Annotated in this window: 13 protein-coding genes; 4 read left to right on the top strand and 9 right to left on the bottom strand. The window is 74.2% G+C overall.

Annotation, left to right across the window (positions count from 1 at the left end; translation table 11 throughout):
* Positions 1–33: 33 nt before the first annotated feature.
* From ABT299_RS13955 to ABT299_RS13945, 3 genes are all read left to right on the top strand, one after another.
* Entirely contained in the window at positions 34–3,393 is a 3,360-nt protein-coding gene (locus ABT299_RS13955; RefSeq protein WP_500250984.1) for a HEAT repeat domain-containing protein, read from the top strand.
* A gap of 66 nt (positions 3,394–3,459) precedes the next feature.
* Positions 3,460–5,139: a serine/threonine-protein kinase gene (locus ABT299_RS13950; RefSeq protein ID WP_500250983.1), complete on the top strand. Its 1,680-nt coding sequence runs from the start codon at positions 3,460–3,462 to the stop codon at positions 5,137–5,139.
* Positions 5,140–5,154: 15 nt separating this feature from the next.
* The gene (locus ABT299_RS13945) at positions 5,155–6,846 is read left to right on the top strand and encodes a serine/threonine-protein kinase (protein ID WP_500250982.1); all 1,692 of its coding nucleotides are present in this window, start codon (positions 5,155–5,157) and stop codon (positions 6,844–6,846) included.
* 47 nt (positions 6,847–6,893) lie between these two features.
* Here ABT299_RS13945 and ABT299_RS13940 read toward each other — a convergent pair whose 3' ends face one another.
* From ABT299_RS13940 to ABT299_RS13905, 8 genes are read right to left on the bottom strand one after another with little or no spacing between them, the layout of a single operon-like run.
* Positions 6,894–7,775 carry an ATP-binding cassette domain-containing protein gene (locus tag ABT299_RS13940; protein ID WP_500250981.1) on the bottom strand — a complete coding sequence of 294 codons (882 nt, stop codon included), beginning with the start codon at positions 7,773–7,775 and terminating at the stop codon, positions 6,894–6,896.
* Entirely contained in the window at positions 7,772–8,824 is a 1,053-nt protein-coding gene (locus ABT299_RS13935) for an ABC transporter permease (RefSeq protein WP_500250980.1), read from the bottom strand. The genes ABT299_RS13940 and ABT299_RS13935 overlap by 4 nt, the downstream gene beginning before the upstream one ends.
* Positions 8,821–9,840, bottom strand: a complete 1,020-nt coding sequence (locus ABT299_RS13930) for a sugar ABC transporter substrate-binding protein (protein WP_347257162.1) — start codon at positions 9,838–9,840, stop codon at positions 8,821–8,823. Before ABT299_RS13930 ends, ABT299_RS13935 begins: the two co-directional genes overlap by 4 nt.
* Positions 9,841–9,900: 60 nt before the next feature.
* Positions 9,901–11,751 (bottom strand): 3D-(3,5/4)-trihydroxycyclohexane-1,2-dione acylhydrolase (decyclizing), encoded by a 1,851-nt coding sequence (gene iolD / locus ABT299_RS13925; protein ID WP_500250979.1) that lies wholly within the window; start codon positions 11,749–11,751, stop codon positions 9,901–9,903.
* Entirely contained in the window at positions 11,748–12,608 is an 861-nt protein-coding gene (iolB, locus tag ABT299_RS13920; RefSeq protein WP_500250978.1) for a 5-deoxy-glucuronate isomerase, read from the bottom strand. Before iolB ends, iolD begins: the two co-directional genes overlap by 4 nt.
* A complete protein-coding gene (gene iolC, locus ABT299_RS13915; RefSeq protein ID WP_500250977.1) occupies positions 12,605–13,552 on the bottom strand; it encodes a 5-dehydro-2-deoxygluconokinase in 948 nt (315 codons plus the stop codon). Before iolC ends, iolB begins: the two co-directional genes overlap by 4 nt.
* On the bottom strand, positions 13,549–14,400 hold the full coding sequence (locus ABT299_RS13910) for a TIM barrel protein (RefSeq protein ID WP_190868544.1): 852 nt from the start codon (positions 14,398–14,400) through the stop codon (positions 13,549–13,551). Before ABT299_RS13910 ends, iolC begins: the two co-directional genes overlap by 4 nt.
* Positions 14,397–15,530: a Gfo/Idh/MocA family protein gene (locus ABT299_RS13905; protein WP_500250976.1), complete on the bottom strand. Its 1,134-nt coding sequence runs from the start codon at positions 15,528–15,530 to the stop codon at positions 14,397–14,399. Before ABT299_RS13905 ends, ABT299_RS13910 begins: the two co-directional genes overlap by 4 nt.
* 179 nt (positions 15,531–15,709) lie before the next feature.
* Between ABT299_RS13905 and ABT299_RS13900 the strand changes: the two genes are divergently transcribed.
* The gene (locus tag ABT299_RS13900) at positions 15,710–17,224 is read left to right on the top strand and encodes a nitroreductase/quinone reductase family protein (RefSeq protein WP_387023743.1); all 1,515 of its coding nucleotides are present in this window, start codon (positions 15,710–15,712) and stop codon (positions 17,222–17,224) included.
* Between the two features lie 84 nt (positions 17,225–17,308).
* On the opposite strand, the gene ABT299_RS13895 is transcribed toward ABT299_RS13900, so the two are convergent.
* On the bottom strand, positions 17,309–17,782 hold the full coding sequence (locus ABT299_RS13895) for a VanZ family protein (RefSeq protein ID WP_241756592.1): 474 nt from the start codon (positions 17,780–17,782) through the stop codon (positions 17,309–17,311).
* Positions 17,783–17,929: the final 147 nt, after the last annotated feature.

Below are 17,929 nucleotides of genomic sequence, written 5' to 3'. Positions count from 1 at the left end.
AAGGCGGGCGGCGATTCCGGCAGGATGCCCGGCATGCGTGCTGACGAGCTCCTGACCGAGGTCGAACCGCTGCCGTTCGGGGAGCGCTGCCGGCGGCTGGCGGACCTGCGCGGACGCGCCGGCACGCCGGAGCTGGCTGCGCTGCTCGGCGAGCTGGCGGACGGCGGCCACTACGAGCGGTCCGTGGGGCTGTTCGTCGCGTCGGCCGTGCGGGACGAGGCGTCGCTCGCGCACATCGCGCGCGCCATGGGCGACGCCGACGCGGAGCTGGCGTGCCGCGCGATCCGGCTGTACGTGCAGCACGGGAACGGCCCGGAGCCGTTCCTCGCCGGGCTCGACGACGCGCCGGCGGCGATCCGGTCGGAGATCTACGACGCCGTCCGCAGGCGGCGGCGCGCGGATCTGGCGGACGCGCTCGTCGGGCCGGTCGCGGACCGCTGGGGCGTGGAGGAGGCCGCCGCGCTGCTGCCCGCCTGCAGCCCGCCGGTGGTGGCGGAGCGGATCGACGCGTTCGCGCGCGCCGTCCCGAACTGGGCGTCGCTCGGCGGCGCGCATCCCGGCGTCGTGCTGGACCATGCGGAGCGGCGGCTCGCGGAGGCGGCCGACTGGCTGCGCGCGGGGCTGTGGGGGCTGTACGGGCCCGGCGTCGCGGCGGCGGTGGGGCACGACCCAGGACGTGTCGTCGGATTGCTGGAGCGGTTCGGCGGCGACCCGGGGCTGCCGTTCGCTCTGGACTCGAAGACCGGTGTCCTGCTGGAGGCGGAGCCGGTCCGGATGATCCGGCTGCTGACCTCCGAGCGGTACGAGCGCTCGCTGCGCCGGGTGCTGTGGCGCAGGTCCGTCCGGGACCGGCTCGCGGCGCTCGGCGACGGCGACGTGGCGCGGGTGGCGCGGGCCGTCCGCGAGGACGACAGTGCGCTCCGCCTGCTGCTGAAGGCGTTTCCGCCGTCCCGTCGCGAGCACGTGTTCGGCGCCGCGATGGCCGGGGTGGACCTGTCGGCCGTCGAGCTGGACGAGTCGCTCCTCGACGTCCTCCCGCGCGCGCTCCGGGTGAGGGAGGCGCGGCGGATGCTGCGCCTGCGCCGGGTCGCCGAGACGCCCGCGCGCTACTGGAGCATCAGCGCGTTCCTTCCATACGAGGAAGGGATGCCGGTCCTGGAGGCGCTGACCCGCCGCCCGGACGCCGACGACCGCGCGACCGGCTACGCGCTGCTGATCGCGTGCGCGGGGCGCAGCCGCGATCCGGGCACGCTGACCGCGATGCTGGAGTCGCTCGTCCGGCTGCGCAACGAGCAGGATCCCGTCCGGTACTCGGCGCTGGACGCGCTCGCGAACGTCCCGGAGGGCCTGCTGCGCGCCGAGCACGCGGCGGCGGTGGCGCGGTTCGCCGACGATGCGCTGGCCGCCCGCGACTGCTCGTACATGACCCGGCAGGCGCTCGGGCGGATCGCCGCCGCGTTCTGCCGGCAGGGCGCGATCCGCGACGACGCCGACCTCGTCGTGTTCGGGCTGGAGCTGGTCGAGCGGCTCATCGGCCACGCCGGCGCGGTGTTCCTCGGCCGCCTCGACCGCGTGCTGCGGCACGGCCAGGAGTTCCGGCTCGCCGACACGCTCGCGCCCCACCTCGACGCGGCCGCGCGCCGCGACGACCACCGCCTCGCGCTGGTGCTCGTGCGGGCGCTGGGCCGCCGCGCGCACCGCGTCCCGCGCCTCCAGGACGCGCTGGAGGCCGCCCTCGACGCGCGCAGCGACGACGTCCTCAAGCAGGCCATCGGGCTGTGGCTCGCTCCCCCGGGCACCCGCGCCGAACGGGTCGGGCGGGTCGTCGCGAAGGACCCGTCGGCCGTCGCGGTCCCGGCCGTCCTGGCCGCGGTCGCCCGCGAGCGCACCGACCTGCTGCACCTGGTCCTCGGCGGGACGACTCCGCCCGGACGGTTCCAGCGCGCGGACGTCACCTACGTCCCGCACATGGCCACGGCGTGGATGCGCCGGTGGACGTCCCGGCAGCGCGACGCCTACCTCGGCCTGCTCGCCCGCGTGGCCGGGAACGAGGAGCAGCCGGGCGACGCGCGGGCGAGCGCGATCCGGACCATCGGCACGGTCCCCGGCGTGGACGCGGCCCGGCTGCGCCCCTACCTCGACTCCGACGACGACCGGATCCGCCGCACCGCGCTGACCGCGGTGGCGTGGACGGCGTCCCCCCAGGCCGTCCTGCCGGACCTGCTCGCGCACGCCGCCACGGACCACGCGCACGTCGCCATGTACGCGATGACCCGTGCGGCCCGTTTCGTCCGACCCTCGGAGCTGGCGGCGATCCTCGGTCCGGCGCTCCGGGAGGGCAAGATCACCGCGCGCAAGGAGGCGCTGCGGATCCTGCTGCACAACCGGGTGCCGGACGCCCTGGACCTGGTCGCCGCCGCCTGGGACGACCCCGGCCAGCACCGGGACGTGCGCGCCGCGATCGCCTCGGCGGTCCGCCCGTACCTGGCCGAACCGGTGGCGCGGCGGATCCTGGGCGAAGCGGCGGACGGCCCGCGCGACCTGGCCCGCCAGGTGCTCGGCACGCCGCCGCTGGCCGTCGAGGAGCGGTTCCGCGGCTTCTACGCGTCGCTGGTCCTGCGGGTGGCGGGTTCCGACGACACCGAGGCGCGCGCCGCCGCGCTGCCGAACGTCCCTCAGTGGGCGCAGTGGGCACCGGACGCTCCGGCGGTGGTGGCCGGTCTCGTCACCGACCTCGCCGTGACCGAGGGCTGGAGGCCCGCCCTGGACGCGCTGGTCGGCTGCGTCGTCGCCGGTTACGGCGCGGCGGAGCTCGGCGCGACCGCGGCCGGCCTGGCCGCCGCGCCCGACGAGCCGAGCGCCGGCGCCGAACGGGACCTGCCCGCGTTCCAGCGGCTGACGGCGCTGGTCGGCGCGGTGCGCAGCGCCGCGGACCGCGACCGCGACACGGCCGAGCGGGCCGTCGCCGCCCTGGACGGCCGCCTCCCCGGCGACCTCGCCCGCGAGCTGGCCGCCGCGACGCTCCGCTGGGACGGCCCCGGCACGGCCGCCGCGCTGGACGCGCTCGCGGACGGGTGCGCCGGCGGGGTCCTCGCGGCCCGGGAGGTCGCCGAGGCCCTCGTCGCCTGGGCGGACGAGAGGTGGCTCGCCTACCCGGAGTACGTCACCCTCCCCGCCGGCACGCCCGATCCCGAGGCGGTCCTCCCCCACGCGGAACGGCTGGCCGGACGCGGCGACCTCGCGGGCGGGCTGTTCGCCGCCGCGCTCACCGGCGTCCACGCGCGCCGCGCGGGCTGGCCCGCCCCCTGGCGCGCCCTCCTGCGCACCCTGCGCGCCAACGCCCACCCCGACGTGGCCTACACCGCCCGCCGCATGCGCACCGCCGAGGAGTGACCAACCTTCCCCCGGTATGCCGCATCACAATGGTGGACCGATCGGGACGAACCCAAGGGGTGGCCGGTGACGCAGTGGCGGGTTTCGGGATTCGAGGAGGTGCGCGAGCTCGGCCGCGGCGCGCAGGGGCGGGTGGCGCTGGCCCGGCACGGCGGGACCGGCGCGCCCGTCGCCATCAAGTACCTGCCCGCCGACGCCGATCCGCGGGCCAGGGACGCCTTCCGCAACGAGGCGCGGATGCTCGGCCGGGTCGACGACCCGCACGTGGCGCGGCTCTACCGGCTCGTCGAGACCGAGAACGGCACCGCGCTGATCATGGAGGCGGTCGAGGGCGTCTCGCTGAAGCGGGTCCTGGCCGAGCACGGCGCCCTCGGCCCCGAGGCGGCCCTGCTGGTCCTGAAGGGGTCGCTGCGCGGGCTCGCCGCCGCGCACGCCGCCGGGGTCGTGCACCGCGACTACAAGCCCGCCAACGTCGTCGTCCGCGCGGACGGCCTCAGCAAGCTCATCGACTTCGGCATCGCCGTGTGGACGGGCGAGGGCGACCGGTCGGGCACCCCGGCCTACATGGCGCCCGAGCAGTGGCGCGGCGAACCCGCCACCCCGGCCACCGACGTCTACGCCGCCACGTGCGTCTTCTACGAATGCGTGACCGGTGAGCGGCCCTACCGCGCGGACGACCGCATCGGGCTGATGGGGCAGCACTCGAACGCGCCCGTCCCGGCGGACGCGGTCCCCGAGCCGCTGCGCGCGCTCGTGCTGCAGGGGATGGCGAAGGACGCCGCGTACCGTCCGCCGAGCGCCGCGCACTTCGCCGGCGAACTCGACCGCATCGCCGTCAATGCCTACGGCCCCGACTGGGAGCAGCGGGGCGTGCGCGCCCTGGCCATCGCGGCCACCGCCTTCGCCGCGCTGTTCCCGCTCGCCGCCGCGGGCCTGCTGCCCGGCGGCGCGGGCGCGGCGGGAGCGGCGGGCGCCGGTACGGCGGGAGCGGCGGGGACGAGCGGGGCCGCGACGGGCTCCGGCGGGCTCCTGTCGGCGGTCGGCACCAAGGCGGGCGTCGCGATCGCGGGCGCCGCCGTCGCCGGCACCGCCGCGGTCGGAGCCGGCGTCTACGCCGCGACCCGCCCCGACCGCGACCACACCCCCGTCGCCGCCACGGCGACGGCCAAGGCGACGCCGTCCGGGCAGCGGATGTCGTTCGGCACGTTCACCCTCACCACCCCCGTGGACTGGAGGCTCTCGCCGCTGACCGACCTTCCGGGCCGTCCCAAGGGCAACTACTGGGTGAACTCCCCCGGCGCATGCTCCCCGTCCACGATCGGCGCCCCGAAGGACAAGAACCGGAAGGCCTACGACAACAACTGCCCCGGATTCGTGGTGATCGGCGAACCGTGGCGCAACGACCAGGAGAACGGCTGGAAGGGCTTCACCACCGACCGCCCCTGGGGGCCGGAGACCGAAGCCTTCCGCACCTGCCCGCACCGCGGCGACCTCAACGGCATCGGCACCGACGCCGACCGGGCCAAGCCCGTGCGCACGGGCACCGCGAAGGTCGGGACGCGGACGGCCCAGTACCGCGAATGGCGCATCCACTGCCTCGTCCTGCAGGGCGCCGACCAGTTCAAGCCCACCAGCGTGACGTACGTCCAGCGGTACTGGTACCTGACGGAGCCGCGCCTCCTCATCCTCGACGAGTTCGACACCCCGGGCCTCGACGAGATCCTCGCGAAGGCGACCTGGACCTGACGGGAGGGACGTCCCATGGCGCAGTGGCGTGTTCCGGAGTTCGACGAGGTGCGGGAGCTGGGACGGGGCGCGCAGGGCCGGGTCGTGCTGGCGCGGCACGCGGTCCGCGGCACACCGGTCGCGATCAAGTACCTCGCGGCCGGCGCCACCCCGGAGGCGCGGGACAGGTTCCGGGAGGAGGCGCGGATGCTCGGCCGGGTCGACGACCCCCACGTGGCCCGGCTCTACCGGCTCGTCGAGCACGGCGACGACCTCGCCATCGTGATGGAGGCGGTGGACGGCGTCCCGTTCCGGGAGATCCTGCGCAGGTACGGGGCGCTGGAGCCGGAGGCGGCGCTCAGCGCGCTGAAGGGGTCGCTCCTCGGGCTCGCCGCGGCGCACGCCGCCGGGGTCGTCCACCGCGACTACAAGCCCGCGAACGTGATCGTCCCGGCGGACGGCCGCAGCAGGCTCGTCGACTTCGGCATCGCGGTCGTGGCGGGCGGCGCCTCCGCCGCGGGGACGCCGCTGTACATGGCGCCGGAGCAGTGGCGCGGCGAGCCCGCCACCCCCGCGACCGACGTGTACGCGGCGACGTGCGTCTTCTACGAGGCCCTGACCGGCCGCCGCCCGTACACCGGGGACCGCGCGTCGATCATGGCGGGGCATCTCGACGGCGCCGTGCCGGCCGAGCACGTCCCGGAGCCGCTGCGCCCGCTCGTCGCGCGGGGCATGGCCAAGGACCCGGCGGACCGTCCGGTCAGCGCGTCGGCGTTCGTCGGGCGGCTCGACGAGGTCGCGGGCGGCGCCTACGGGCCGGACTGGGAGTCGCGGGGCGTCCGCGCCCTGGCGGGCGCCGCCGTCGCGCTCGCCGCGCTGTTCCCGCTGGCCGCCGCCGGGCTCGTCCCGGCCGGTGCGGCGGGCGCCGCCGGCGCGGGAGCCGCGGCCGGAGCCGGAGCCGGGACGGCGGGAGCCGCGGCGGGGTCCGGCGGAGTGCTCGCGGCCGTCGGCACCAAGGCGGCCGTGGCCGTCGCCGCGACCGCCGTCGCGGGCACCACGATCGGCGGAGCCGCCGCCTACCGCGCCGCCCAGCCCGACCCGGCGCCCCACCACACCGCCGCGGCGGCAAGTCCCACGCCGTCCGGTGTACTGCTGCGGATCGGACCGCTGACGGTGCGCGCGCCCGCCACGTGGAAGGCGCATCCGGTCCCCCACACGCCGTCAGAAACGCACCCCGGGCGCAAGCCCGACAGCTACTTCGTGAGCACCTGGACGAAGTGCGGGAAACCCAATGCGCTCGAAGCGTCGCTCGCCGCCAGCCAGGCGTGGTGCCCGGGCTTCCACCTCTTCGGCGCGAGCCTGCTCACCGACCCTTCGGAGTACATCGCCGGCCCCTACCAGCGGACCGACACCTACGCCTCGATGTTCAACCAGGACGAGGGGATGAACTGCCCCGACCACGACGAGCTGCGCGCCGTCGGCGTGGCGGACGGCGCCGTGAAGACCGCCGACCGGCTCGCGCCCGTCGGGACGCGCAAGGCGGAGTACCGCGAATGGCGCGTCCCGTGCTATACGCGCGACGATCCGGACGGGTTCGGCCCCACGCGCCGCACGTCCGTCTCCTACACGGAGCGGCTGTGGTACCTGCCGCAGTCGAAGATCTTGATCGTCGACCAGTGGAGCACTCCCGGCCTCGACCGCATCCTGGCCGACGCCACCTGGAGCTGACCGGCGCACGGCGGGCCGCTCGTCCCACGGCCCGCCGTTTTCCGGAATCAGTCGGTCTTGCGGAGGTGGTCCGCGCCCTCCGCCAGTTCCCTCGCGGCGCGGCTGCCCGAGGCGGACACGGCGGCGTCCAGCTCGTGCGCGAGTTCCTCCAGTTCGGCGCCGCCCGCCATGAGGGCGGTCAGCTCCTCGCGGCTGATGTCGTCCTTGGTGCGGTAGCCGATCGGGCGGCCGCGGTTGAGGATCAGGAAGCGGTCGCCGACCGGGTAGGCGTGGTGCGGGTTGTGGGTGATGAAGATGACCGCGAGGCCCCGCTCCCGCGCCTGGACGATGTACCGCAGGACGGTCCCGGCCTGCTTCACGCCGAGCGCGGCCGTCGGCTCGTCCAGGACCAGGGCCTTCGCGCCGAAGTAGACGGCGCGGGCGATCGCCACGCACTGCCGCTCGCCGCCGGACAGGGTGCCGATGGGCTGGTCGACGTCGCGCAGGTCGATGCCCATCGCCGCCAGCTCGTCCTTGGCGGTGCGGCGCATGAACGCGATGTCCATGCGGCCGAACCCCTTGCGCTTCTCCGAGCCGAGGAAGAAGTTCCGCCACACCGGCATCAGCGGGACGACCGCGAGGTCCTGGTAGACGGTCGCGATGCCGCGGTCGAGCGCGTCGCGCGGCGAGGAGAACGCCACCGGCTCGCCCTGCACCTCGTAGGTGCCGAGGTCGTGCCGGTGCAGCCCGGCGACGATCTTGATGAGGGTGGACTTGCCCGCGCCGTTGTCGCCGAGCACGCAGGTCACCTCGCCGGCGGACGCCTCGAGGTCCACGTCCCGCAGCGCGATGACGTTGCCGTAGTTCTTGCCGACGCCCGCCAGCCTGACCAGCGGCGGCGCCGCCGCGTCCGCCTTCTCCGCGCCCGCCTTCTCCGGTTCCGCCGTCATGTCGACCGCTCCACTCTGCGCCGCACGATCAGGTTGACCACGGTGGCGATGAGCAGCATCGCGCCGAGGAAGAACCGGAACCAGTCGGGGTTCCACTCGGCGTACACGATGCCCTTGTTCACCATGCCGAAGATGAACGCGCCGATCGCCGCGCCGATCGCCGACCCGTAGCCGCCGGTCAGCAGGCAGCCGCCGATGACCGCGCAGATGATGTAGTTGAACTCGTTGCCGACGCCCTCGCCCGACTGGACGGTGGCGAACGCGAACACCAGGTGCATCCCGGAGAACCAGCCGCAGAACGCCACGCCCATGAACAGGCCGATCTTCGTGCGGGCGACGGGGACGCCGACCGCGCGGGCGCTGCCGGCCGCGCCGCCCACCGCGAAGATCCAGTTGCCGGCGCGGGTGCGCAGCAGGATCCAGGTCGCGACCGCGACGAACAGCAGCCACCAGAACACGGTGATCTTGACGTTGACGCCGGCGATGTCGACGTCGGACGCGAACACCTTCCGCGCGCTCTCGAACCCGTCCATGTCCCGGACGGAGTCGGACGCGACGTTCCCGGTGACCGCCTTCGTCACGCCGAGGTTCGCCCCGGCGAGCATGAAGAAGGTGGCGAGGGTGACGATGAAGCTCGGCAGGCCCGTCCTGATGTAGAGCAGGCCGTTCAGCGCGCCGATCGCCAGCGTCACGACGAGCGAGATCGCGACGCCGACCCACAGGTTCAGCGTGAGCTGGTAGCTGACCAGCGTCGCGACGAGCGCCGCCGTCGTCACCGTGACCCCGGCGGACAGGTCGAACTCGCCGCCGATCATCAGCAGCGACACCCCGACCGCCATGATCCCAAACGTCGAGCTCGCGTACAGCACCGTCGAGAACGAGTCGGCCTGCAGGAACGCGTCGGCGACCAGCGAGAAGAACACGAACACCGCGACCGCGCCGAGCAGCGCGCCGAACTCGGGCCGGCGCAGCAGCCGCCGCACGGGCGACTGCCGCGCCAGCCGTTCGTCCGGTACGGCCGCGGGCGGCTCGGCGACCGCCTGCGTCACCGCGTCCCCCGTACGGCGAAGCCCTCCAGCGAGGCGGCGTTGTCCTTGGTGACGATCGCGGGCCCGGTCAGCACCGGACGTCCGCCGCCGAGCACGTTGCCGTTGGTCTTGTAGAGCCACAGCCCGTCCACGGCCTCGTAGCCCTGCAGGTAGGGCTGCTGGTCGACGGCGAACTGGATGTCACCGGACTTGATCGACGCGATCAGGTCCTTGTTCAGGTCGAACGTGGCGACCTTGGCCTTGCCGCCCGTCTCCTTGACCGAGTCGACGGCGGTCGCGGCGAACGGGGCGCCGAGCGTCAGGATCCCGTCGATGCCCTTGTCCGACTGGAGCTTGGCGGTGATCGACGACTTGACCTGCGGCATGTCGCTGCCCTGCACGTACAGGTTCTGCAGCTGCCCGGAGAAGGTCTTCTTCGCGCCGGCGCAGCGGCTCTCCAGGCCGACGTTGCCCTGCTCGTGCACCACGCACAGCGCCTTCTTCACGCCGATCTTCGCCAGCTCCTGGCCGGCCGCCTCCCCCGCGATCGACTCGTCCTGCCCGAAGTGCGCGAGCGCGCCGAGCTTCGCCGAGTCCTCCGCGCCGGAGTTGATCGACACGACGGGGATCTTCGCGGCCGTGGCGCGGGCCAGCACGTCCTTCATCGCGTCGGGCTTGGCGAGGGTGACGATGATGCCGTCGACCTTCTGGTCGATCGCGGTCTGGACGAGCTGCGCCTGCTTGCCCCCGTCCGGGTCGGCCGAGTACAGGAACTGGACGTTGTCCTTGGCGGCGGCGGCCTTGGCGCCCTTCTGGACGATGTCCCAGAAGGTGTCGCCGGGCGCCGAGTGGGTGACCATCGCGATCTTCAGCCGGGGGCCGCTCCCGCCGGTCGCCTTCTCCTCGCTCTTCTTGCCGCCGGAGCTGCTGCACGCGCCGAGCGCCAGCACCCCCGCCAGGGTCAGCGCCGCCAGGCGGGTGACGGGCGCGCGGCCCCTGCCGGGTGCACGGCCCTTGAACGACGTTCGCGCGAACACGCCTTTCATACGGACGCTCTCCGATCTCCCCCGAGAAAGTGAGCCGGGACAGAGAGTTGATCACAGATGGCGGCGGCGCGACCAGACCTCCTTCTCATAGCGTCCGCGGGCCTCGCGCGTGGAGTCGAGCGCGGAGACCTCGGCGACCGGAACGTCCCACCACGCCTCGCTGCCGGGGGCGTCCGAGAGCGGGTCGGTCTCGATGTGCACCACGGTCGTCCGGTCGCTCTCGCGGGCCCGGCGCAGCGCGTCGCGCAGGTCCGCGGCGCCGGTCGCGCGGAGGACGTCGGCGCCGAGGCTGGCGGCGTTGGCGGCCAGGTCGACGGGGAGCCGCTCGCCGTCGAGCCCGGTGCCGGTGCGGGCGCGGTAGCGGGTGCCGAACCGCTGCGCGCCGACCGACTCCGACAGGTTCCCGATCGAGGCGAACCCGTGGTTCTGGACGAGGACGACGACGAGCTTGATCCCCTCGGCGACGGCGGTGGCGAGCTCCTGCGCCATCATCAGGTAGGAGCCGTCGCCGACCATGACGAACACCTCGCGCGAGGGGTCGGCCATCTTCACGCCGAGGCCGCCGGCGATCTCGTAGCCCATGCAGGAGTAGCCGTACTCGACGTGGTAGCCCTTGGGGTCGCTCGCCCGCCACAGCTTGTGCAGGTCGCCCGGCATCGACCCGGCCGCGCAGACCACGACGTCGCGCGGGCCGCTCACCTCGTTGACGGCGCCGATGACCTCCGACTGGGCGGGAAGGGGGCGCTCCTGCGGGGCGTACGCCCCGTCGACCGCGGCGTTCCAGCGCGCCATGAGAGCGGTGGCCTCGTGCTTGTACGCGTCCGGCACGGCGTAGCCGTCGAGGGCGGCGTTCAGGCCCCGGATGCCTTCGCGGGCGTCCGCCACGACCATGGTGCCCGCGAGCTTGGCTGCGTCGAACCGCGCGACGTTGACGTTGACGAACCGGACGTCGGGGTTCTGGAAGAGGCTGTGCGACGCGGTGGTGAAGTCGCTGTAGCGGGTTCCTATGCCGATGACGACGTCGGCTTCGCGCGCCAAGGCGTTCGCGGCGGTCGTGCCGGTCGCGCCTATGGCGCCCACGGAGCACGGGTGGTTCCAGGGGAGGGCGCCCTTGCCCGCCTGCGTCTCCGCGACGGGGATGCCGGTGCGTTCGGCGAAGGCGCGCAGGTCGTCGGTGGCGCCGGAGTAGATGACGCCGCCGCCCGCGACAATGAGCGGACGTTCGGCCGCTTGGAGGAGCGCGCATGCCTCATCGAGCGCGGCCGATTCCGGAAGCGCGCGCGGGATGCGCCAGACGCGCCGCGTGAACAGCTCGTCCGGCCAGTCGTACGCCTCCGCTTGGACGTCCTGGGGCAGCGCCAAGGTGACGGCACCGGTTTCCGCAGGATCGGTGAGGACGCGCATGGCCGCCATCAGGGCGCTGGGGAGTTGCTCGGGGCGGTTGATGCGGTCCCAGTACTTCGACACCGGCTTGAAGCAGTCGTTGACCGACACGTCATGGGACCGCCCGTCCTCCAACTCCTGAAGGACGGGGTTGGCCGGACGGGTCGCGAAGATGTCCCCCGGCAGCAGCAGCACCGGCAGCCGGTTGATGGTCGCCAGCGCCGCGCCCGTGACCATGTTCGTCGCGCCCGGCCCGATCGAGGTCGTGCACGCCAGCGTCGACAAGCGGTCGTTCATCCGCGCGAAGCCCGACGCGGTGTGCACCATCGCCTGCTCGTTGCGGGCCATGTAGTACGGCATCTCCTCGCCGTACTCCAGCAGCGCCTGCCCGATCCCCGCCACGTTCCCGTGCCCGAAGATCCCGAAGCACCCCGGGAAGAACCGCTGCTCGCGCCCGTCGCGCTCCGACCACTGCGCCGCCAGGAAGCGCACCAGCGCCTGCCCGACCGTGAGCCTCATGACCGTCCCTTCGCCGAGGTGAGCGGCAGCCGCGGATCGACGGCCTGCCCGGACCAGGTGCCGCGGACCCACGCGTGCGCCGGATCGTCGCAGATCCGCCACGCGCGCTCCGGCGACGGCCCGGCCATCACGTTCAGGTAGTACAGGTCGTGGCCCGGCGCCGCCATCGACGGGCCGTGCCAGCCGTGCGGGATCAGCACGACGTCCCCGCCGCGCACCTCCGCCAGCACGTCGATCGGCCGCTCCGGCGTGCCGTAGACGCGCTGGTAGGCCATGCCGCCGTCGCCGGACACCTCGAAGTAGTAGATCTCCTCCAGGACCGCCTCGTCCGGCCCCTCCTCGTCGTGCTTGTGCGGCGGGAACGACGACCAGCAGCCGCCGGGCGTGAGCACCTCGCACGCGATCAGCTTCTCCGCGAACGGGAACCCCTCGGGCGTGCCGAAGTTGTTGACCTGGCGGCTCGCCGGGCCCGCGCCGCGCAGCTCGACGGGGACGTCCTCGGCGGGGCCGTAGCGGGGCTCCAGGCGCGCCTGGCAGCGGGCCGCGGCCAGCGCGAACCGGCCCCGCCCCCGCACCGTCACCCGCGCGTCGCGCGGCACGTACGCGAAGTCGCTGACCCGGCTGAAGACGTCGGCGCGGCCCTCCAGCTCGAACCGCTCGCCGTCGCACTCCACCGCGCACGACCCGGCCAGCGGCAGCACGATCATCTCGAAGTCACCGGTGCCGAAGGTGTGGCCTCCCGGGTCGGGCAGGTCGAGGACGCGCAGCGCCGTGTGCGCCCAGCCCGCCGACTCCGGCGTCACGACCACCCCATACGGCCCCTCCACGGCGGATCCCGCCGGCAGATGGTGCTTCATCCGGCCCTCCTCTCCGCCAGCAGCGCGTCCACCTCGGCCTCGGTCGGCATCGCGGCGGAGCAGGCGATGCGGGAGGCCACGATGGCCCCGGCCGCGCCCGCGAACGCGATGACCCGCTCCAGGTCCCAGCCGGCGAGCAGGCCGTGGCAGACCGCGCCGCCGAACGCGTCGCCCGCCCCGAGCCCGTTCGCCACGTCCACCTTGACCGCCGGCGCACGCACCGTCTCCTCGCGCGTCGCGGCGAGCACGCCGTCCGGCCCCATCTTCACGATGGCGAGCCCGGGACCACGGTCGAGGATCGCGCGGGCGGCCGCCTCCGGCTCCCGCTCCCCCACCGCGACCGCGCACTCCTCGAGGTTGCCGACCGCCACCGTCGCCCGCTCCAGGGCCCGGCCCGCCCAGTGCGGCGCCTCGCCCGGGTCGTCCCACAGCATCGGCCGGTAGTCGAGGTCGATGACGGCGTGGCCGGTGCGCGCGCCGAGCGCGAGCAGCGTCGCCTCCCGGCTGGGCTCCTGCGACAGCCCGGTCACCGTCGCCCACACGATCCGGGCCCGCCCGATCGCGTCGAGGTCCAGCTCGTCCGGACGTATCTCCAGGTCGGGGGCCTTCGGATAGCGGTAGAAGTACAGCGGGAAGTCGTCCGGCGGGAAGATCTCGCAGAACGCCAGCGGCGTCGGCAGGCCCGGCACGGGCGTGACGAACCGGTCGTCCACCCCGTACTCCTTGAGCGCCTTGTGGACGTACCGGCCGAACGGGTCGTCCCCGGTCCGGGTGATGACCGCGGCGCGGCGCCCGTACCGGGCCGCGGCGACCGCGACGTTCGTGGGGCTGCCGCCGAGGTACTTCCCGAACGACTCGACGTCCTCCAGCGGCCGGCCCACCTGGTCCGGGTAGATGTCGACGCTCACCCGCCCCATCGTGACCAGGTCGTGGGGCTCGGTCATGAGGCCGCCTTCGCGAGGTAGTCGAGGCTGCGCCGGACGTCGTCGTAGGGTCCGGCGCCCGCCGCCGGCTCCTCCGTGAGGACGGCGTCCTGCTCCAACACGTACCAGCCTCCGTATCCGGCGCCCTCCAGGGTCGCGATGATGCCGGAGATGTCGACGTCCCCCTCGCCGAGCGGCCGGTAGAGGCCGTCGCGCACCGCGTCGGAGTAGGCGACCTCGCCGCCGAGCACCCGCGCGGCGAGCGCGGCGTCGACGTCCTTGAGGTGGACGTGCGCGATCCGCGCGGCGGCGAACCGCGTCAGCCACGCCGGGTCGGTGCCGCCGACGAGCAGGTGACCGGTGTCCAGGCACAGCGGGACCCCGGATCCCGACAGCACCCGCTCGACGTCCGCGCGGGTCTCCACGACCGTCCCGACGTGCGGGTGCAGCGCCGCGAGCCGGCCGCGCCGGGACGCCCGCGCCGTGATCGCGTCGAGGTTGGACAGCAGCGTCGCCCAGGCCCGGGTGTCCAGCGCGGGCCGCCCGTCGTAGCCGGCCAGCCCGGTCGCGGCGGCCAGCACGAGGACGCCGCTCATGGCGTCCAGCGCCCGCTCGATCTCCGGCATCGGGTCGTGGTCCGGGTCGTGCAGGACGACCGGGACGAACGCCCCGACGAGCCCCAGCCCGTAGGACGACAGCAGCGCCTCCCGCTCCTCCCGCGCCGCCGGCAGGAACCCGTCCGGGCCGAGCTCGGTCGCGGCGAGCCCCAGGTCGCGCATCTCCGCGAGCACGCGCGCGGGCGCCATCTGGTGGCCCCAACCGGGCACCTCGCACACGCCCCACGAGATCGGCGCGCCGGCGATCCTCATCGCCGCACCTCCTCGGCCTCGACGACGCGGCCCTCGCGCATGGACAGCTCGCAGGCCTCGGCGAGGTAGAACGCCTCCAGGGCGTCCTCCGGCGGGCAGGGGTTGGCGCGCCGCCCGGCGACGACGTCGACGAAGGCGCGCAGCTCGGCGTCGTAGGCGTCGGAGAACCGTTCGAGGAACCCGGCGTAGGGGTCCCGGGGCCCGTCGCCGTGCTCGGGCACCGCCGTGACGGGCGTCCGCTCGTCCAGGCCGGCGACGATGCTGTCCTTGGAGCCGAACAGCTCCAGGCGCGCGTCGTACCCGGCGGCGTTGTAGCGGGTGGCCGACACCTGCGCGAGCGTCCCGTCGTCGAGGACGAGCAGCGCCGACCCGGTGTCGACGTCGCCGTTCTCGCGGAAGAAGTCCTCGCCGCGGTTGGCGCCGGACGCCATCACCCGGACGACGTCGCGGCCGGTGACGAACCGGATCAGGTCGAGGTCGTGGATGACGCAGTCGCGGAAGAGGCCGCCGGACGTCGGGACGTACTCGGGCGGCGGCGGCGCGGGGTCGAAGCTGCACGACCGGACGGTGTGCAGCCAGCCGAGCCGCCCGGACGCGAGGGCCTCGCGGGCCGCCGCGTTCCCCGCGTCGAAGCGGCGCTGGAACCCGACCTGCACCGGGACTCCGGCCTTCTTCGCGGACGCCACGATTTGGAACGTTCCATCAACATCGGACGCAAGGGGCTTCTCGCAGAAGACGGGCAATCCGGCCGCGAGCGCCCGCTCGACCAGATCGGCGTGCGCGTCCGTCGCGGCGGCCACGATGAGGCCGTCCAGCCCGGCGGAGAACAGGTCCGCCACCTGGTCGGCGGCCCGGACGTCCACGGCCCGGCCTTCCGGCGAGACCGGAGGGCGGTCGATCAGCGTCTCTGCGGGAGGACGACCCCCCGCACTCCCCGGCGAAGGCGGCCTGTCCGGCGCCTTACGCTCCGCCGGCGCTCCGCTCCAGGCGCCGGTCAGGCGGGCCGCCAGGGCCCGAGCGCGCGCGGCGTCCGCGTCGGCGACGACCAGCGCCTCCACCTCGGGCAGTTCACACAGGGCCGCGGCGTGGCGCGCACCGATGCGCCCCGCGCCGGCCAGTCCGATCCTCATGGAACCCCTCCCCGCTCGGCGGTCAGGTGAGTCCCGAGTGTGCTGGAGCGTTCCAGGGGCGTCAACGGCCGGGCGTGCGCGCCGCCGGGAAATGAGGTGTCCGAAACCCGGCGGACTAGGCTGGCGGCGGCACCGCCCCGGGCTGTCGCACCAGGAACACCAAGCGCTAGTTTGATGCCATGCGGGTCCTCGTCACCGGCGCCTCCGGGTTCGTCGGCTCTCACACCGTCCGCGCCCTGCTCGCCGCGGGCCACCGTCCGCGCGCGCTCGTCCGCGACCCCGGCAAGACCGCCAAGGTGCTCCAGGCCATCGGCGTCCAGGCGGAGGAGGTCGAGCTGCTCCCGGGCGACATGCTCGACGCCGCCGCCGTGGCCGGCGCGCTGGACGGCTGCGACGCCGCGATCCACGCCGCCGCCGCGATCGGCGTCACCGGCCCGCACCGCGACCTGGTCGAGGTCAACGTCACCGGCACCCGCAACGTGGTCGGCGGCGCGGTCGACCGCGGCCTGGCGTCCATCGTGCACGTGTCGACGATCGGGGTCTTCGTTCCGCCGTCCGGTCCGGTGATCACCGCCGACGCGCCGCTCGCGAGCCCCCGCACCGGCTACGGCCGGTCGAAGCTGGCCGCCGAGACCTACGTCCGCGGCCTCCAGGACGACGGCGCCCCCGTGACGATCGTCTACCCCGGCGGCGTCTGCGGGCCCGACCAGCCCCACCTCGACGCGCTGAACGAGGGCCTCGCCGCCGCGCTCGGCAAGCTGTGGCCGCTGCCCGGCGGGGGCGTGTCGGTCATCGACGTCCGCGACCTCGCCACCGCCCTGGCCCGTGCCGTCGAAGCAGGGCGGGGCCCGAGCCGCTGGGTGCTCGGCGGCCGCTACCTCACCTGGCCGCAGTACGCCGACCTCTGCGACGCGCTGACCGGCGTGAAGTGCCGCCGCGTCCGGGTGCCGAGCGGCGCGATGCTCGCGCTCGGCTCCGCCCTCGACGCCGCCAAGCGCGTCCGCCCGTTCGACTACCCGCTCACCCGCGACGCCGCCGAGTTCATGGTCACGCTCGTCCCGACCGACGACCGCCCGATCCTGGACGCGCTGGACCTCACCCTGCGCCCCGTCGAGGAGACCGTCGCGGACGCCCTGCGCTGGCTGGCCGAGAGCGGACACCTCAACCCCCGCCGGGCCGGCCGGCTCGTCACCGAGGAGCGGAAGATGGCCGAGCCGACCCTGATCCAGCGGACCCTGGGCCCGCTGTTCCAGCGCATCTCCGGCGCCCGCTGGTTCGCCAAGGTCGGCCCGAAGGTCGTGCCGCACGTGGACCGGGCCCTGCACAGGCTCACCGGTGGCAGGGCCATGCTCGGCCAGCTCCTCGTCCCGAGCCTCGTCCTCACCACCACCGGCGCCGTCAGCGGCCTGCGCCGGCAGACGCCCCTGGCGTGCCTGCCGGACGGCGACGGCTGGCTCGTCGTCGGCTCGAACTTCGGCCGCGAGAAGCACCCGGCCTGGACCGGGAACCTCATCAAGAACCCCGAGGCCGAGGTGAGCTTCCGCGGGGCGACCACCCCGGTCACCGCCCACCTGCTGGACGACGCCGAACGCGCCGAGGCGTGGCCGCGCCTCACCGCCGTCTGGCCCGTCTACGACCGCTACGTGGAACGCGCCGACCGCCAACTGAGGGTGTTCCGGCTCACTCCGCGCTGAACCCGCCGAGGTCCCCGGCGCCATTGAGAACGGCGCCGGCGGTGCCGCGGACACCGAATCCGGAATCGGCGGGCCATTGCGGCGTCATGCCCCGCGGAAGGTCCTCGACAGGCGGCGGCCCAGCAGAAAGTAAGCGATCACCACACCGGCGACATTGAGGATGACGTCGTCGACGTCGAAGGCGCGGCCCATCACGACCGCGCCCTGGACGGTCTCGATGATCAGCGAGAACACGCCGGTCAGGAGGGCGAGCCGGAGGGGGCCGCGCAGGGACGTCCACACGATCGGCAGCAGGACGCCGAGGGGCGCGAGCAGCGCGAGGTTCCCGCCGATCTGCAGGAAGGCCTCCTTCGTCGGCTGGTCCATGTAGAAGCGGAGCGAACGCCCGGGATGGAGGTTCCCGCTCGCCTGGCCGTTGTCGTGGACGGGCGTCAGCGTGAGCCGGAAGGCGAAATAGAAGAAGACGCCGAGAATGGCGAGCGCGATCGTCACCACGACCGCGCGGAGGACGAGCACATACCAGGACACCTTTTCGCCGCGCTCCGCAGGCTGCCACATTTCCACCAGCATCTCGCGCTGGTCCCCCGTTTCCCCGCGGGCTATGCGCGCCGCCGGATTACGGGCACCGCCCGCAGGACCGGTCGACGGTTTCCGGCATGTCCGAATCCTGCCGGGACCAGGGCGTTGACAGGACTGACCAAGCAA

Origin of the sequence: Spirillospora sp. NPDC000708 (assembly GCF_040299565.1) — a bacterium.
Lineage (GTDB): Bacteria > Actinomycetota > Actinomycetes > Streptosporangiales > Streptosporangiaceae > Spirillospora.
This window is presented reverse-complemented; position numbering and strand designations above follow the sequence as displayed.

Excerpts from the sequence above, each read along its gene's own strand:
- ABT299_RS13955 (WP_500250984.1), top strand. The coding sequence starts at position 34 with ATGCGTGCTGACGAGCTCCTGACCGAGGTCGAACCGCTGCCGTTCGGG.
- ABT299_RS13945 (WP_500250982.1), top strand. The coding sequence starts at position 5,155 with ATGGCGCAGTGGCGTGTTCCGGAGTTCGACGAGGTGCGGGAGCTGGGA.
- ABT299_RS13940 (WP_500250981.1), bottom strand. The coding sequence starts at position 7,775 with ATGACGGCGGAACCGGAGAAGGCGGGCGCGGAGAAGGCGGACGCGGCG.
- iolD (WP_500250979.1), bottom strand. The coding sequence starts at position 11,751 with ATGAGGCTCACGGTCGGGCAGGCGCTGGTGCGCTTCCTGGCGGCGCAG.
- iolB (WP_500250978.1), bottom strand. The coding sequence starts at position 12,608 with ATGAAGCACCATCTGCCGGCGGGATCCGCCGTGGAGGGGCCGTATGGG.
- iolC (WP_500250977.1), bottom strand. The coding sequence starts at position 13,552 with ATGACCGAGCCCCACGACCTGGTCACGATGGGGCGGGTGAGCGTCGAC.
- ABT299_RS13910 (WP_190868544.1), bottom strand. The coding sequence starts at position 14,400 with ATGAGGATCGCCGGCGCGCCGATCTCGTGGGGCGTGTGCGAGGTGCCC.
- ABT299_RS13905 (WP_500250976.1), bottom strand. The coding sequence starts at position 15,530 with ATGAGGATCGGACTGGCCGGCGCGGGGCGCATCGGTGCGCGCCACGCC.
- ABT299_RS13900 (WP_387023743.1), top strand. The coding sequence starts at position 15,710 with ATGCGGGTCCTCGTCACCGGCGCCTCCGGGTTCGTCGGCTCTCACACC.
- ABT299_RS13895 (WP_241756592.1), bottom strand. The coding sequence starts at position 17,782 with ATGTGGCAGCCTGCGGAGCGCGGCGAAAAGGTGTCCTGGTATGTGCTC.